Consider the following 15,498-nt stretch of genomic DNA (forward strand, 5'->3'; position numbering starts at 1 on the left):
TTTGTCTTAATGGCATTAATGAACTCGCAAGCTCGGTTTATACGCGTAAATCTAGTAAATCAGTCGCAATTATTTTTGGTTTTTGAACTTTAAAATCAATTTAAAATTGAATTGTCGGCCTGTTAAATAGTTAGGTACGGCATATTGAACGTTGTCTACGTCCTTAAGCCACAAATAAGATACGGTGTTGTTGATGTTGAGCAAATTAAACACTTCAAAATACGCGATGAACGAACTAAAATATCGCTCCAGTACTTTGGGTTTTCTTAGCGCATAATCATCCAAGAAATCTTTGGAGAAACCGATATCTACCCTTTTGTAGGCAGGAATTCTAAAATCATCAGAATAATGATCACTCTGTGGAGCGCCCACAGGTAATCTTGAGCCATACAACATCGTTAAGTGCACCTTATAAGTCGGACTTTTAAGCAACCTATCCTGAAAGAAGACTGAAAAATTAATACGTTGATCTGTTGGACGTTTCAGGTAGCCAGGATGGATGAGTGCGGCTTGTCCGTTTAGATCTTTTCCGAAATACGAATCGCCGATAATATCCTGGTCTGCTTTCATTAGAGAAAGCCTGAAATAAGATACGAGGTCTTTAACAAACTCGCCACCAATACTAAAATCTGCACCATAGGTTCTGCCTCTTGCCACTTCCGAAGCCAGGTATTTAATCCGAATGTTATCTACTATGTAAGGAATTAATTGGTCGGCATATTTAAAATAGGCTTCGCCGCTAAATTTTAATCGTGTTCCCAAGCCGTCAAAGGCATAATCAAAACCGGCCGAAGTATTGTAAGATCGTTGTGCTTTTTGATTTAAATTTAAGCTCCCATCAAAGGCCCGTATGCTGCGATAAGAAGGTGGCTGCTGATAAACACCTGCCGAGAAACGAAGGATTTTGTTGTTGCTAGGAGGTCTATAGGCCAATAATAAACGGGGACTGATCAACAACTGATCGGATAAGGAATTTAGGCTAGCCCGAACCCCTAACTGCAAATCTGTATTTTTTGATAAACTATAGCTGTCCTGAATAAAGGCTGTAAAGTTATTTATATCTACATTATTTGCAATCTTAATAGATTGCTCGAGATAGAATTTTTTAGCATCGTATGGAAGAATATATCCAGCTGAATCGGTTAAATGATATTCGTTTAATTGGTCTTTGTATTTGTTTTGTTCGGCCCTTAACCCCCAAGAAAACACATGGTTATCCAGATTTTGATCCGCTTTGATTTCTGAACTTATTGTTTTAGAGTTTAGATTGTTACGTCCATAATTAAGGTAGGTACCAATCCCTCGATTTATCCTTACAGCTGTAAAGCCCGAAGAACTGAAACCGGTTTCCAATTCATCAAACACATACCTTCCTTCAATGTCAAAACGTTCCCTTTCCCGTGTATCAAAATAGCTGTTTATCCATTTAATTACCAGATTGGGCTTAGGACTAAATGTAGCGGTTATCGCCGCACCTGCTGTTCGGTAGCTATCTATTTCTTGCCCATTATAGGCCACATTTAACCTCAATTGGGTATCAAGTGTTCCAAATTGGGTTTCTCTGTCTTCGGGCACCAATTTAAACTGTCCAAGGTTATAACTTCCCATGGCGCTTAAACTAAATGCATTGGTAAGTTTGTACTGATAAACCAACTGAAGGTCGCCAAAATTAGGATTATAGCTCCCTTTGTTGTCTTGTTTATTAAGGATACTACTGTTGTTTTTATAGCGAAGGCCTAACAAAAAATAATTATTCGTACCTGATTGTTTCGCACTAAAAGAGGTACCCAAAAAACCGGTGGTAAGTACATATTGATTGCTATCTGGCTTATCGTATTTTACATCCAGCAGCGATGATAATTTATCTCCATAACGTGCTTCAAAGCCTCCAGCAGAGAATTTTGCTCTCGATACCAGATCACCGTTTATAAAACTCAGTCCCTCCTGTTGCCCATTTCTGATCAATATTGGCCTACTTATTTCCACATCATTTACATACACCAAGTTTTCGTCGAAATTACCTCCCCTTACACTATATTGCGAGCTCAGTTCATTGTTGGTAGAAACTCCGGGGAGTGTTTTTAAAATGGCCTCAAAGTTCCCGGATACGGAGGGTAAAGACGAGAGATCGGCAATATTAATGGTGCTGGTATTACTTAATTGATTTTGTTTGTTAGTAACGGTTACCTGTTCGAGCTCGTTTATGTTTACCGTTAAATTTACGTCTCGTGTAATTCTGCCGGCGCCCTTTTCGTTGATCCTTAATAAAACTGGTTTATAGCCTAACAGATTGTATTTTAGTGTAAAAGATGTTGTTTTGGAATAGATGGTATAACTTCCATCCTGATCTGTTAACGTTGATTCTTGTTGCCCTAGAACAGAAACCGTAACCTGTTGCAGTGGACTCCATTTCGAATCGAGCACCACACCAGTTACTCTTACCAAAGGTTGTGCCCTAAGAAGGCATGGGGCAAAGAGCAGAGAGCAAAGAGCAAATATGATCAGCGCTGATTTGAGCATCAAAGTACTTAAATTGCTTGTAAATTTACATCGATATTCTTTAAATCTGAGATCATCTGAACAGGATTCTCTGCAGCGAAGATTGCATTTCCAACAACCAGGGCATTTGCACCAGCCCTGATCAATGATTCTATATTAAAAATATTCACTCCTCCGTCAACCTCAATAATAAGGTCTGGATTTACCGCATTCGCCATGCTTCGTAATTCCTCTATTTTTTTGAAAGTTTGAGGTATAAATTGTTGTCCGCCGAAACCCGGATTTACCGACATAATGAGCACTAGATCCAATTCTGTTAAAATATCTTTCAATAAAATTACGGGTGTATGTGGATTGAGGGCTACTCCTGCTTTGCAACCAGTTGCCTTAATCTGTTGCACCACCCGGTGGAGATGCGTACACGCTTCATAATGCACCGTAATTACATTAGCGCCTACGTTTGCGAACTCTTGGATGTACTTGTCAGGATTAACAATCATCAAGTGCACATCAAATGGCTTTTTTGCATATTTTTTAGCTGCGCTGATTACAGGAAAACCGAAGGAGATATTAGGTACAAAAACACCATCCATTACATCAACATGGAACCAGTCGGCCTCGCTATTATTGATCATTTCAATATCACGTTGCAGGTTGGCAAAATCAGCTGTTAGGATGGATGGGGAAAGGATGTGTTTCATATCGTCATCGGATGACTCTAGTCATCCGATGACTAAGATACGAAATTAGAATAAAGTGCGAAAGTTAATGCTCATCGGATGAGTGAGCGGGTGAGCCATCGGATGAGCAAAAAAAAAGCCCTTCCAATTTAATGAAAGGGCTCTTACCAGACTTACGAAGTTTAGAAGCTTCGTAAGTCTTAGCTAGACTGTACAGCAGGCTTTTCTGGTCTTGGTAATAAAACCTTACGAGAAAGTTTCATTTTACCTTGTTTATCTACATCTAATAGTTTAACCTCAATTTTATCGCCTTCTTTCAATACGCCATCCATAGTTTCTAAACGTTCCCATGAGATCTCTGAAATATGCAATAATCCATCTTTACCGGGCATAATTTCAACAAATGCACCAAATGGCATGATTGATTTTACTTTTCCTTGGTAAATGGCACCAATTTCTGGTTTGGCAGCAATAGCGTTGATACGTGCTACAGCAGCATCAATCGCAGCTTTATTATCAGCAAAAATTTCAACGATACCTTTATTACCAACTTCTTCGATAGAGATCGATGCACCGGTTTCGCGTTGCATTTCTTGGATAATTTTACCACCTGGGCCTATAACAGCACCAATAAATTCTTTATCGATACTTAATGAAACGATGCGTGGTGCATGTGGTTTAAGGTCGGCATTAGGTTGAGCGATGGTTTTCTTCATCTCACCTAAAATATGTAAACGACCTTCTTTTGCCTGTAATAAGGCTTTAGTTAGTACTTCGTATGATAATCCGTTGATCTTTAAATCCATTTGACAAGCAACAATACCATTTTCGGTACCAGTTACTTTAAAATCCATATCTCCTAAGTGATCTTCATCACCTAAAATATCTGAAAGGATAGCGTATTTTCCGGTTTTCTCATCAGTAATTAAACCCATCGCAATACCAGATACTGGCGCTTTGATCTTAATACCTGCATCCATTAATGCCAATGTACCTGCACAAACTGTGGCCATTGAAGACGATCCGTTTGATTCTAAAATATCAGAAACAATACGGATAGTATATGGATTTTCTTCGCCCTGCGGTAATACCTTTTTCAAAGAACGCATAGCCAATGCTCCGTGACCAATTTCTCTACGGCCAGCACCCCTATTTGGCCTAACTTCACCTGTCGAGAAACCTGGGAAATTATAGTGCAGCAAGAATTTATTGTAACCGTTAAAGAAAGCGCCATCAATCATTTGCTCATCGTCTTTGCTTCCTAAAGTAACCGAAGTTAAAGATTGGGTTTCACCACGAGTAAATACGGCCGAACCGTGGGCAGCAGGCAAATAACCAACTTCGCTCCAAATTGGGCGGATTTGTGTAGTTGCACGACCATCCAAACGAATTCCTTCATTCAATAATAGATTTCTAATCGCATCATACTGAACATCATGGTAATAATGTTTAGCCATTGCTTTTGTAAGATCTGCGGTATCTTCTGGCATTGCCTCAAAAAACTCATTAATGATAGCCGTAAAACCATCTTTACGTTTGTCTTTATCGCCACCAGCTTTTGCTACTGCATATACTTTATCATAAGTATCAGCATAAACTTTAGCTTTTAGATCAGCATCATGATCTTCGTGGTTATATTCGCGTTTTACAGTTTTGCCTGTAGCTTCGGTTAATTCTACCTGAATAGCACATTGAACCTTAATTGCCGCATGTGCGAATTTTAAGGCCTCTACCATTTCATCTTCTTGAATTTCATCGCATTCGCCTTCAACCATACCGATATCATTTGCAGAACCAGCGACCATAAATTCTAAAGTTGCGCGCTCTAATTCGCTAGCTAATGGGTTGATTACCAATTTACCATCTATTTTAGCAACACGTACTTCAGAGATTGGTCCGTTAAAAGGAATATCAGAAACTGATAAAGCTGCAGATGCCGCCAAACCAGCTAAACAATCAGGCATGATATCTTTATCAGCCGAGATCAATGAAATCATCACTTGTGTATCAGAGTGATAATCTGAAGGGAACATCGGACGTAAAGCTCTATCAACCAAACGAGAAATTAACACCTCATAATCTGATAATCTTGCCTCACGACGTAAAAATCCACCTGGAATACGACCAGTAGCCGCATATTTCTCTTGATAATCTACCGATAAAGGCAAGAAATCTGTTCCTGGTTTTGCACCAACTGTAGATACAACTGTTGCTAACAACATTGTATTTCCCATTTTTACTACAACAGATCCATCAGCTTGTTTAGCTAATTTACCTGTTTCAATTTCTACAATTCTTCCATCGCCCAAATCGAACGATTTTTTTATTACATTCATTTACTAATAGTTGTGGCCTATTTTTCCTCTTTTTAATAGACCTTGTTTATATATATTTTTTTGAGTATTAAATTAAAAAAGCCATCTGCCTGTTGGCTGATGGCTTTTATTGATAAAAGCTTCTTATTTAATGATATCCCTAAGCTGTAAAGCTTTAATGATAGCACGATAGCGCTCAATATCTTTTTTAAATAGATAAGCCAAAATACCGCGGCGTTTACCTACTAATTTTTGAAGTGACAACTGAGTAGAAAAATCTTTACGGTTTTTCTTTAAGTGTTCTGTTAAATGCGCAATACGGTATGTAAATAACGCTACTTGACCTTCTGCAGAACCCGTGTTGGTTTCTACTTCGCCGTGTTGTTTAAAGATTTCGGCTTTCTTTTCTTTACTTAAATACATTTCTTGAATGATACTAAAGTGTGTATAAATTAATTAATTGCGGTGCAAAGATAAGGGAAGTTTTTGTAATAAACAAGGGCGCGGAGCGTTGGGTGGAGAGCGATAGTAACACCCAACGATAACAATAAAACTTCGTAAGTTTAACTTGAAAAATATTTCTCGCTAAGATCGGGTTTAGACTTACGAAGTCTTAAGACTTCGTAAGTCTAATTTTACCTACCTTTGCCCCAATGATCAAAAACCAATACAGCATTTTCGAAACCGAGTTAAACGTACGCCCAGATGATATTGATATGTTTAACCACGTACATAACAGTAAATACCTGGATTATGTGCTTGCCGCTCGCTATGAGCAGATGGATAAATTTTATGGCATGAGCTGGCAGAAGTTCACAGAACAAGGCTATGGCTGGGTTGTAGCTAAAGTAACGATCTCATTCAAGAGACCACTTAAACTGGGCGATCAGCTGTTGGTACGCACCGGAATTTTGGAGATGAATGAAAAAGGAAGTAATGTTCAGTTTGAAATCATTAATAAAGCCACCGGGAAAGTGGCCTCAGATGGCATTTTCGATTATGTCATGATTGATCTAAAAACCCAACGTTCTTGTAAGGTTAATGATGAAATGATTAAGGCTTACAGTGTTTAAGAGGAGCGATTGGCGGTTAGCGATTTTGGGTTTGGATGCAGATAAGTTCTTAAAAATAGACGAGTAGATGATAAAATACAATAGTTAGACTTTCATAATGTATAGAATTATTGCTCCCATTATACATACAAATCCGGTTAGGTTAAAAATAATTCCCATTACATTCGTAAATTTGCCGGCGATTATAAAATCTTTCGGCGAATCGTGTAAATAAATAACTTGAACTTCTTCACCTTTTTTAAAAGCAGCGGGATTGGATCCAAGGTGATATTGTTTTTCAATTTCCTTTCCATCTATTGTGGTATAATTAATAACTGGATAGTAAGTTTTCGAATTTAGATTGTAATCTGTCACCATGCCTTCAACCTTACCAACGACATTTAAGCCAGATGCCTCAAATTTCTTTCGTTTAATCATGCTATTTATCCCTATAAGTAAGAAGATTGCTCCAAACGCGGCCAATCCCAAAACGAGAGTAATATCCATTTATATTTAGGCAAGTTCCTTTAAATCCGTTTTATTAGCATTTACAAGATACATAAAACAAGAACAAAATAAGCAACATACACTAAATAGTAGGAAATATCCGCCCAAAATCGCCCACATGGCTCCAAAAAAGAAAAACAAGAGGTATTGCATATAGCGATCACTATTTGCTTTTAGTAAATAAACTAAGGTTTGGAGGAACAATATCGCCCCAATGGCAAAAAATGCACAGTAAAATAGCTGTATAATATCAATTGCAGTTAACCAATACAATAAAATCAGTTCCGGAACCAGCAGTAATGAGAAGATCAAAATCCAACAAGCAAAGCGTTTTAACGTAGTAATAGGAAGGCTCTTAGCGAATGAAACATAAAAGGCATCGAATTTCACGAGGTTTAAAACTAATATCGCATGACTTAAAACAACCGCCAGCAGTGCTGTTAAATACACTCTTATATCATTCCCTACATCTGCAAACACCAATAAAATAGCTTTAAAAAATAAAACAGAAACCACTTTTACTATTAAAAGCATAATGCGCTGTTCGGTAAATAGATAGAAAAAAGGCCAAGTCCAAAATGGTTTTTTAAGTGACACTCGAGGTAAACGAACCCAATTTTTGGAATCATTAAAGGAGAAATTACTAAGTTTAAAGGTAGACCCAACCAGTAAAACTAATAGCGCAGCTATTACGCATAATGTGGCAAAAAAACTCATGTAATACTGGTTTTTTAAGGACACAACTACTATAATCCCGGCATATATAACAATGGGAACCAGTAAAAAAATGTACAGTTTTAGCCACATCAGGTATTGTTTTTCCTGAGGCTTAACAGTAATAGCTTTCGTAAACTGATATTCGGCTAAGTTTAATTTCTGTTTTACAAAGAACAAGCATTTGAGCGAATACAAAAGCCAGACGCCGAAAAGCATGAGCAGGTTTACGGGCGATGAACAGATTGCAATTAATAGGGCGATATGGAAATCGATGAGCGCCTTTCCTTGGATCATGCCGAATAGCAAATAGAAAAACACCAAAAACAGGCCCGTATGTTGCTGGTAAAAGGTAAGGCCGATTGTTCTTAAAATAAGCTTTAACACCTTATAATTTGTTTATGTTCAATCTTGAAAACCCCTGCGATCGCTAATCTTTCATTATCAATTTCTTGATGTGAAGACAACAAAAAACTTTTGCCCTGTTTGGCCCTACTAGAAATCAGCCCATACAGTTTAGCTGCAGAATTGGCATCGATGGTGATCAAAGGCTCATCTAGGATATAAAGTTCGGCATTGCCTAAAAGTGCACAGATCAGTGAAAGCTTTTTGAGCATTCCGCTCGAATAGCCTCCTATTTTTTGGGTTAAAAAATCGTTTAGTTCAAAAAGCTCGGTCAGTTCGGCCACTTCAAACTGTTGCGCATTTCTCACTTCCATATAAAAGGTGAGAAGTTCCTTTCCGGTTATGAACAGCGGATATTGAGGCTCAGCTTCGGCATTGCTAATCATTGATCGAAATTTAATGGGCTGCTTTTTCAAATCAGTTCCGTTCAATAATACCTCGCCATCAAAAGGCGTCTGGCCAGAAATAATCCTAAACAGTGTAGTTTTACCGGTTCCATTACCGCCTTTTAACCAATAAATTCCGTCTGTTATTTTCCATTCATCAAATTGGAGCACAACATGGCTCCCGTATTGTTTGTAGATCTTAGACAGACTTAGGTTCATTAGATTAGCTTTTATGTTTGATGAGTTTAGGCTGCCGATGTTACATTTTGGTAGTGAGATTTGAGTATGGAGATAAAAGGCAAAGCTGATTAGAAAAAAGAGGTTTTAAATTGATGAAGCATTAGCTATTCGGCTTTGCGAGGCCTGTTCTTCACAGCCGAAGCAATCGCATTTCGGGTTTATTGTGAATAACGGCAAGGGGATTGCTTCTCCCGAGAAAGAATCGGGATCGCAAAGACGGCAGGCTTAATTATCAGGTCTATATTAAGTCTGATGGAGTTTTTAAATATAATTTGTGTTTATGATATTTTTTCTATTTTTACAACATCAATTCTTACGAACTATGAGGTTCCTCGTTGTACGCACAGGCTAGATTAAGCTAGTACACCCATTCTCTAATTCAATTTTTTGATGCATTTTCTGTGCATCTCATGGTTTTTCTATACAATTTTTATTTTATGTCGCAAGTAAATAAGACTTCAGTTAGTCTTTCTTCTATTTATACGCTCATTGTTGAGGCCTTAAAGGGCAAGGAAACAGATTATACTTCAATCAGCATCCGCAGGGCGATAGTCCTTTTAGCGATCCCGATGATGCTAGAAATGATGATGGAATCGGTATTTGCACTGGTCGACCTTTATTTTGTAGGTCATCTCCCCAATAGCAGCAGTGCAATCCAAACTGTTGCGCTTACAGAATCGGTACTCACTATTATTTATTCGCTTGCCATAGGGATGAGCATGGCGGCTACGGCAGTAGTAGCAAGGCGAATTGGCGAAAAAAATCCTTCTGCAGCTGCAAAAGCAGGAATGCAGACTATCGTAATTACCTTGTTTTTAACTGTAATTATTAGCATTGTTGGGTTAATTTTTTCCAGAGACATTCTTCTTTTGATGGGTGCAAGCACGGGAACTGCAGCCCATGGAACAAATTTTATACGCATTATGATGGGAAGCAGTACGATCATCATGTTGCTATTCCTGATCAATGGGATCTTTAGGGGAGCTGGAAATGCAGCTATCGCGATGCAGAGCCTGTGGATTGCAAATATTGCCAACTGTATCTTGTGCCCTTTATTTATTTTAGGGCTGGGGCCTATCCCAGCTTTTGGCTTAACCGGAGCTGCAATGGCTACTGTATTGGGAAGAAGCTTGGGTGTGGCTTATCAGCTTTTTCATTTAATCAGAGGAAATAGTGCCCTAAAAATCAAACTATCTTATTTTAGACCGCATTGGGACCAAATTAAAGCGATTGTAAAAATTGCTGCACCGGGTACACTACAATTCGTGATCGGCTCTTGCAGTTGGATCTTTCTGTCGCAATTAGTGGCAAAAACAGGGGGTGAAATCGGTTCAGCCGGATATCAAACCGCAATCAGATTAATGATATTTTTTATTCTCCCCGCTTGGGGATTGAGTAATGCGGCTGCCACATTGGTTGGACAAAACATGGGTGCGGGACATTTGGATAGAGCAACACAATCCGTTTATAAAACTATGAAATACATCATTGTGTTTATGGGACTTGTATCTATCTTATTTTTCTTTTGCGGAAATTTCTTTGCTTCATTTTTTACTACCAACCAAGAAATAAAACAGGTTGCTGCCGAGGCCCTCCGATATTTGAGTGCCGGAATGATCCTATTCGGAATCGGAATGGTGCTTACCGGTGCACTTAATGGAGCAGGAGATACAGTAACACCTACATGGATAAACTTTTTTGCCTTTTGGGTATTTCAAATTCCGTTTGCTTATTTCCTAGCGAAGTATTTAAATCTAGGTCCAAAAGGAGTATTTATCGCGATTCCGTGTGCAGAAACGGTAATTACTATTGCTGCTTTTGTGCTATTTAGAAAAGGGAAGTGGAAGAATAAGGTTGTTTAAGCCAGTCATCGGATGACTGTTAGTCATCCGATGACTTAAATCGACTCCTCAACAATCAAGGTATAAAAATCTTTTAATCCCATGCCAGCTGCTGCCACTTGTTGTGGAATAAAACTGGTAATGGTTTGTCCAGGAATGGTATTTATTTCGATAAAGTAAAAATCTCCTGTCTCGTGTTCTAAGAAATAATCTATCCGCACCACTCCATTACAATCCAGTTTCTGATAAATGGCGGCAACTATCTCCTCTACCCTACTTTTTTCTTCCTCGTTCATCCTTCCTGGGGTAATTTCTTCTGAAGCACCTGGTGTATATTTTGCTTCAAAATCAAAAAATTCATTGGATGGGATAACTTCGGTTGCAGGCAATACAATTACCTCGCCCTTGGCCTTAAAAACTCCAACAGAAAATTCCCGTCCCGATACAAACTCCTCTATCAAAATCTGATCATCTTCATTGAATGCTTTTTCTAGGGCGTTCTCAAGATCAGCAGTATGCTTAACCTTGCTCATACCGATGCTACTTCCACCGCTATTTGGTTTCACGAAATAGGGCAACTTTAAATCAGTTTTAAGCTGATCAATATTAAAAGCCGTATTTTTAAAGACCTGAACAGACTTAGCTACATGCAATTTTGGTATTCCATTTACTATTGCTTTGGTATATCCTTTATTCATGGTAATGGCTGAGGTAAGTGCATTACATGTGGTATAAGGAAGTCCGATCATGTCAAAATAGCCCTGCAATTTTCCGTCTTCACCTGGGGAGCCATGAATTGCGATAAAAACACCATCAAATTTTATTTTTTTTCCACTAAGTGTGAGGGAGAAATCGTTTTTATCGATTGCAATTTTAACCGAATCCGAAGGTTCATAAAACCAACCATTTTCTGTTAGCATGATCTTGTACACTTCAAATTTGGTTGAATCGAGGTTTTGGGCAATCGTTACCGCACTTTTTACCGACACTACCCATTCGCCAGTAGTACCACCGGTTAATAATGCAATTATTTTCTTCATCATTTAAATTTTATGTCCAAAAATATAAATTAGTTGATGCAGATTTGATTTTAATTGAGATAAAATATTTTTTTAAACTAAATTTGGAGGGTAATACCTCTATCAGAAAAATATAAATGGGCAACTTTACATCGTACCTTAAAACAAAATCTTTCAGAAATAATCTCTTAGCCGCTATTGCTACCGTTATTTGCCTATTATTGATAGCTTTTTTTAGTTTAAGATTTTACACCAAACATGGTGAAGGCCTAAATGTTCCGGAATTAAAAGGACTGCCATTAGCACAAGCAGTAAGTACATTAGAAGATCTCGGACTTCGGTACGAGATTGATTCGGTTTATGTAATGGATAAACCCCCAGGTATTGTAACGGATCAGGATCCTGACGCTAATACGTTCGTAAAAGGAAATAGAACCATTTATTTAACCATTAATACTTCGCAGGCACCAAATGTGAAGTTTCCTGACATCGAATCAAAATCATTACGAGAAGCACAAGCCATTTTAGAAAGCTATCGCTTAAAATTAGGGGATACTCTTTATAAACCTGATGTAGCTAGAGATGTGGTTTTAGAAGCTTTTTTTGGTGGTCAACCCATCAAAACTGGTGAAATTTTACCTACCGGATCAAGAATTAACCTCACTCTTGGTGATGGTCGGGGAAATGAAGAAGTTGAATTGCCAAATCTGGTAGGCTTAACCATTGATGAAGCGAAATTCTCTCTAAAAGGAGCCATGCTTACGGTGGGGCAGATTACTTATGAGGGTCAAATCACGGATTCAGCAAATGCAGTAATTGTAATGCAGTTTCCTTTAACGGCCGATACAGTTACCAAAGTGAAGATTGGTACACCAATAAATATTACACTTTCTAACAAACCAAAAAACTAAACCTTAGCATGATTTTAGAATCGAATAAAGAAGTTAAAAAAAGTACGAAAATTATATTGGCGGTAGCACTAATCGTCCTAATCATTGTTGGTTTTTTTGGGATGAAATTTTATGCATTGTATTTCGCACCCAATGTGAATGGGGGTCAAAAGTACATTTACATTAGAACAGGATCTTCTGTGGATGATTTCTTACGAGAAGTAACCGATAAAGATATCGTTAAAAATATTGAATCCTTTAAGGAAGCAGCTAGCAAAATGAATTTGGCAAATAGCTTAAAACCAGGTCGGTACGCACTAACCGAAGGCATGAACAATCGTACATTAATCAATAAATTAAAAGCGGGCAACCAAGACGCGGTTAAGCTGAAGTTCCAGAACATTCGCAAAAAAGAGAACTTTGCAGCGTATCTCGCTAAAAACATGGAAGCCGATTCATTGGCATTTATTAAAGTATTGGATTCTGCAGCTTTGGTAGAAAAATATGGTTTTACTACCGAAAATGTATACACCATGTTTATTCCAAATACTTATGAAATTTATTGGAACACCAAACCAACCGATTTTTTTGAAAAAATGCAGAAGCAATATGCCAAATTCTGGACAGAAAGTAGAAAGCAGAAAGCAGAAAGCCTAAACCTAACTCCAATCCAGGTATCTATTTTAGCGTCTATTGTAGATTCTGAGGCACTCTACGATAAAGAAATGCCAATCATTGCTGGGCTATACCTAAATCGCCTAAACAAGGGTATCCTATTGCAGGCAGACCCTACGGTAATTTATGCCAATAATGATTTCACGGTTAAACGTGTTACTAATACGTTGCTTAACGTTAACTCTAAATATAACACCTACAAATTTGCTGGTTTACCTCCAGGACCAATTATGATGCCGAGTATTAATGCTATCGATGCAGTTTTGAACAGGCAAGCAAACAACTACATTTACATGTGTGCCAAAGAGGATTTTTCAGGATACCACAATTTTGCAGAAACTTCTGCCGAGCATGAAATTAATGCCAAGAAATATAGAGAAGCTTTGAACAAACGTAATATCTACAAATAATGTTCGTATACGAAAGCAAGGTAAGGGTTCGTTACGTTGAAACAGATCAAATGGGTATTGTTCATCACAGTAATTATGCGCAATATTACGAACTGGCAAGAACTGAATGCTTTGAAGCCTGCTCTGGCATGACCTATGCTACAATGGAGGCCGAGGGGGTGATGCTGCCTATCTTAGAATTGCAATCGAGGTATATAAAACCAGCATATTATAACGAAGTATTAACCATTAAATCGATTGTAGAAGAACTACCCACTGTTAGACTTAATGTCTATTATGAAATCTATAATGAAGCAAATGAGCTGATCAATACCGGAACAACGACATTGGTTTTTGTAAATAAAGCAACCAGAAGGCCCTGTGCACCGCCAGAAAATTTTATGAAAAACGTTCGGCAGTATTTTAGTTAAAATGAATTGGATACACAAACAGTTATTAAAGCTTAAAATCTATCGTCTATTTATCGAATGGACAAAAGTTTGTGTATTGCCTGGTTTTAGTCCACTCCCGCTGTACACCGTTGCCATCTTTTTCTTTAGGGAAATTGGCAAGGAAGCCTTGGTTAATAAAGCTTCCTCCTTGGCATATAATTTTATGTTGGCTATTTTTCCGGCGATTATCTTCCTCTTTACACTAATTCCATACATCCCTAAAAGCATAGGTTTCCAGGAAACATTAATGTCATTACTTGCCTTGGTATTGCCAAATAATGCTTTTATAGCGTTTGAGACTACCATTAATGAAATTGTAAATATCCAAAACGGAAGCTTATTGTCTTTGGGTTTTTTCTTATCGCTTTTTTTCTCAACCAATGGCGTTCATAAATTGATGGTTGCATTTAACAAATCATCATTGGTAGTAGAAACAAGGACGTGGCTGAAACAAAGATTGGTTGCCCTCATTCTAACCGTGATCATTGCTTTTTCAGTGATTATTTGCATTGCAGCGATGGCGATAAGCGCATTGTTGCTCAATTATTTAAAGGAGGAAATCCATTATAACGGCTCATTAACGGTGTATGTGATCTTATTTACACAATGGGCTTTACTGGGTGTGCTCTATTTTATTACCGTTTCTATTTTATATCGATATGGGCCTGCTCATGCAAAAAAATGGAAGTTTTTTAGTGCAGGATCCTGGTTAGCCACAATATTGGCCTTTTTAACCATTTGGGGATTCTCGTTCTACATTAATCATTTTAGCTCATACAACAAGATCTATGGATCTATCGGAACCTTGATTGTTGTTATGATCTGGTTATACCTAAATTCGCTTATTCTATTGGTTGGATTTGAGTTAAATGCAAGTGTAGACCTTTCTAAAAGAAGTGTAAAAATTATCCGGCCCAACTTTAATCTATTCAAAAACCCACTTCCTGTTGAGGATAAGTTGGAGAAAAACTGATTCAGTTAGCCATTTCGGTTAATGTAGGGAGCTTCTGCGCTCTTTGCGAGCCCGATCCTTCATCGTGGCGAAGCAATCTCCGTCAGGTTTTAATTGATATTTAGCTAGAAGTCTGGATTACCTCCGCTGCGCTAGGTGATCCCCTGAATGGGGGTTGACGCAAGAAAATGTGCTCGTTCCTATCCACTTTCTTGTCTATCTGACGGGCACGAAGAGAAACCTTTTTGAAACCAGGGATTACCTCCGCTTCGCTACGGTGATCCCCTGAATGGGGGTTTGACGCAAGAAAATGTGCTCGTTCCTATCCACTTTCTTGTCTATCTGACGGGCTCGAAGAGAAACCTTTATGAAACCTGGGATTACCCTCCGCTTCGCTACGGTGATTCCCTGAATGGGGGTTTGACGCAAGAAAACGTGCTCGTTCCTATCCACTTTCTTGTCTATCTGACGGGCTCGAAGAG

The 15,498-nt window shown here is 38.3% G+C and carries 14 protein-coding genes; 6 read left to right on the top strand and 8 right to left on the bottom strand.

The genetic code is table 11. From position 1 onward, the window contains the following. Positions 1 to 69: 69 nt before the first annotated feature. The 4 genes from AC6H0V_RS06320 to rpsO all read right to left on the bottom strand — a co-directional run bounded on the left by AC6H0V_RS06320 (position 70) and on the right by rpsO (position 5,917). Complete coding sequence (locus tag AC6H0V_RS06320) at positions 70 to 2,520, bottom strand: TonB-dependent receptor (protein ID WP_497562872.1); 2,451 nt, start codon at positions 2,518 to 2,520, stop codon at positions 70 to 72. Positions 2,521 to 2,528: 8 nt separating this feature from the next. Beyond that, positions 2,529 to 3,200 (bottom strand): ribulose-phosphate 3-epimerase, encoded by a 672-nt coding sequence (gene rpe, locus AC6H0V_RS06325; RefSeq protein WP_497562873.1) that lies wholly within the window; start codon positions 3,198 to 3,200, stop codon positions 2,529 to 2,531. Positions 3,201 to 3,379: 179 nt separating this feature from the next. Then, on the bottom strand, positions 3,380 to 5,515 hold the full coding sequence (gene pnp / locus AC6H0V_RS06330; RefSeq protein ID WP_497562874.1) for a polyribonucleotide nucleotidyltransferase: 2,136 nt from the start codon (positions 5,513 to 5,515) through the stop codon (positions 3,380 to 3,382). 123 nt (positions 5,516 to 5,638) lie between these two features. After that, on the bottom strand, positions 5,639 to 5,917 hold the full coding sequence (gene rpsO, locus AC6H0V_RS06335; RefSeq protein WP_379091784.1) for a 30S ribosomal protein S15: 279 nt from the start codon (positions 5,915 to 5,917) through the stop codon (positions 5,639 to 5,641). Positions 5,918 to 6,147: 230 nt separating this feature from the next. Between rpsO and AC6H0V_RS06340 the strand changes: the two genes are divergently transcribed. Then, a complete protein-coding gene (locus AC6H0V_RS06340; RefSeq protein ID WP_497562875.1) occupies positions 6,148 to 6,567 on the top strand; it encodes an acyl-CoA thioesterase in 420 nt (139 codons plus the stop codon). An 84-nt stretch (positions 6,568 to 6,651) separates the two neighbouring features. On the opposite strand, the gene AC6H0V_RS06345 is transcribed toward AC6H0V_RS06340, so the two are convergent. The 3 genes from AC6H0V_RS06345 to AC6H0V_RS06355 are packed head-to-tail and all read right to left on the bottom strand — an operon-like array spanning position 6,652 to position 8,777. Continuing rightward, complete coding sequence (locus AC6H0V_RS06345; protein ID WP_497562876.1) at positions 6,652 to 7,053, bottom strand: DUF3592 domain-containing protein; 402 nt, start codon at positions 7,051 to 7,053, stop codon at positions 6,652 to 6,654. A gap of 6 nt (positions 7,054 to 7,059) precedes the next feature. Continuing rightward, positions 7,060 to 8,154: a hypothetical protein gene (locus tag AC6H0V_RS06350; RefSeq protein ID WP_497562877.1), complete on the bottom strand. Its 1,095-nt coding sequence runs from the start codon at positions 8,152 to 8,154 to the stop codon at positions 7,060 to 7,062. Then, positions 8,148 to 8,777, bottom strand: coding sequence for an ABC transporter ATP-binding protein (locus AC6H0V_RS06355; protein ID WP_497562878.1), 630 nt, complete (start codon positions 8,775 to 8,777; stop codon positions 8,148 to 8,150). The genes AC6H0V_RS06350 and AC6H0V_RS06355 overlap by 7 nt, the downstream gene beginning before the upstream one ends. 458 nt (positions 8,778 to 9,235) lie before the next feature. On the opposite strand from AC6H0V_RS06355, the gene AC6H0V_RS06360 reads away from it, so the two are divergent. Continuing rightward, on the top strand, positions 9,236 to 10,660 hold the full coding sequence (locus AC6H0V_RS06360; protein WP_497562879.1) for an MATE family efflux transporter: 1,425 nt from the start codon (positions 9,236 to 9,238) through the stop codon (positions 10,658 to 10,660). Positions 10,661 to 10,695: 35 nt separating this feature from the next. Here the strand turns inward: AC6H0V_RS06360 and AC6H0V_RS06365 are convergent, their stop codons facing one another. Beyond that, positions 10,696 to 11,679: a D-alanine--D-alanine ligase gene (locus AC6H0V_RS06365; RefSeq protein WP_497563365.1), complete on the bottom strand. Its 984-nt coding sequence runs from the start codon at positions 11,677 to 11,679 to the stop codon at positions 10,696 to 10,698. A gap of 116 nt (positions 11,680 to 11,795) precedes the next feature. On the opposite strand from AC6H0V_RS06365, the gene AC6H0V_RS06370 reads away from it, so the two are divergent. Genes AC6H0V_RS06370 through AC6H0V_RS06385 form a run of 4 tightly spaced genes read left to right on the top strand, consistent with a single transcriptional unit; the run spans position 11,796 to position 15,037 of the window. Continuing rightward, a complete protein-coding gene (locus tag AC6H0V_RS06370; RefSeq protein WP_497562880.1) occupies positions 11,796 to 12,569 on the top strand; it encodes a PASTA domain-containing protein in 774 nt (257 codons plus the stop codon). Between the two features lie 8 nt (positions 12,570 to 12,577). After that, positions 12,578 to 13,633, top strand: coding sequence for an endolytic transglycosylase MltG (gene mltG / locus AC6H0V_RS06375; RefSeq protein WP_497562881.1), 1,056 nt, complete (start codon positions 12,578 to 12,580; stop codon positions 13,631 to 13,633). Then, the gene (locus AC6H0V_RS06380) at positions 13,633 to 14,043 is read left to right on the top strand and encodes an acyl-CoA thioesterase (protein WP_497562882.1); all 411 of its coding nucleotides are present in this window, start codon (positions 13,633 to 13,635) and stop codon (positions 14,041 to 14,043) included. The genes mltG and AC6H0V_RS06380 overlap by 1 nt, the downstream gene beginning before the upstream one ends. Position 14,044: 1 nt before the next feature. Beyond that, positions 14,045 to 15,037 (top strand): YihY/virulence factor BrkB family protein, encoded by a 993-nt coding sequence (locus AC6H0V_RS06385; RefSeq protein WP_497562883.1) that lies wholly within the window; start codon positions 14,045 to 14,047, stop codon positions 15,035 to 15,037. Positions 15,038 to 15,498: the final 461 nt, after the last annotated feature.

The organism is Pedobacter sp. NO84, assembly GCF_059703915.1.

Bases quoted from the DNA above. Each gene is read 5' to 3' on its own strand.
- AC6H0V_RS06355 (WP_497562878.1), bottom strand. From the start codon at position 8,777: ATGAACCTAAGTCTGTCTAAGATCTACAAACAATACGGGAGCCATGTT.
- AC6H0V_RS06360 (WP_497562879.1), top strand. From the start codon at position 9,236: ATGTCGCAAGTAAATAAGACTTCAGTTAGTCTTTCTTCTATTTATACG.
- AC6H0V_RS06320 (WP_497562872.1), bottom strand. From the start codon at position 2,520: ATGCTCAAATCAGCGCTGATCATATTTGCTCTTTGCTCTCTGCTCTTT.
- rpsO (WP_379091784.1), bottom strand. From the start codon at position 5,917: ATGTATTTAAGTAAAGAAAAGAAAGCCGAAATCTTTAAACAACACGGC.
- AC6H0V_RS06370 (WP_497562880.1), top strand. From the start codon at position 11,796: ATGGGCAACTTTACATCGTACCTTAAAACAAAATCTTTCAGAAATAAT.
- pnp (WP_497562874.1), bottom strand. From the start codon at position 5,515: ATGAATGTAATAAAAAAATCGTTCGATTTGGGCGATGGAAGAATTGTA.
- mltG (WP_497562881.1), top strand. From the start codon at position 12,578: ATGATTTTAGAATCGAATAAAGAAGTTAAAAAAAGTACGAAAATTATA.
- AC6H0V_RS06380 (WP_497562882.1), top strand. From the start codon at position 13,633: ATGTTCGTATACGAAAGCAAGGTAAGGGTTCGTTACGTTGAAACAGAT.
- AC6H0V_RS06365 (WP_497563365.1), bottom strand. From the start codon at position 11,679: ATGAAGAAAATAATTGCATTATTAACCGGTGGTACTACTGGCGAATGG.
- AC6H0V_RS06385 (WP_497562883.1), top strand. From the start codon at position 14,045: ATGAATTGGATACACAAACAGTTATTAAAGCTTAAAATCTATCGTCTA.
- AC6H0V_RS06340 (WP_497562875.1), top strand. From the start codon at position 6,148: ATGATCAAAAACCAATACAGCATTTTCGAAACCGAGTTAAACGTACGC.
- AC6H0V_RS06345 (WP_497562876.1), bottom strand. From the start codon at position 7,053: ATGGATATTACTCTCGTTTTGGGATTGGCCGCGTTTGGAGCAATCTTC.
- rpe (WP_497562873.1), bottom strand. From the start codon at position 3,200: ATGAAACACATCCTTTCCCCATCCATCCTAACAGCTGATTTTGCCAAC.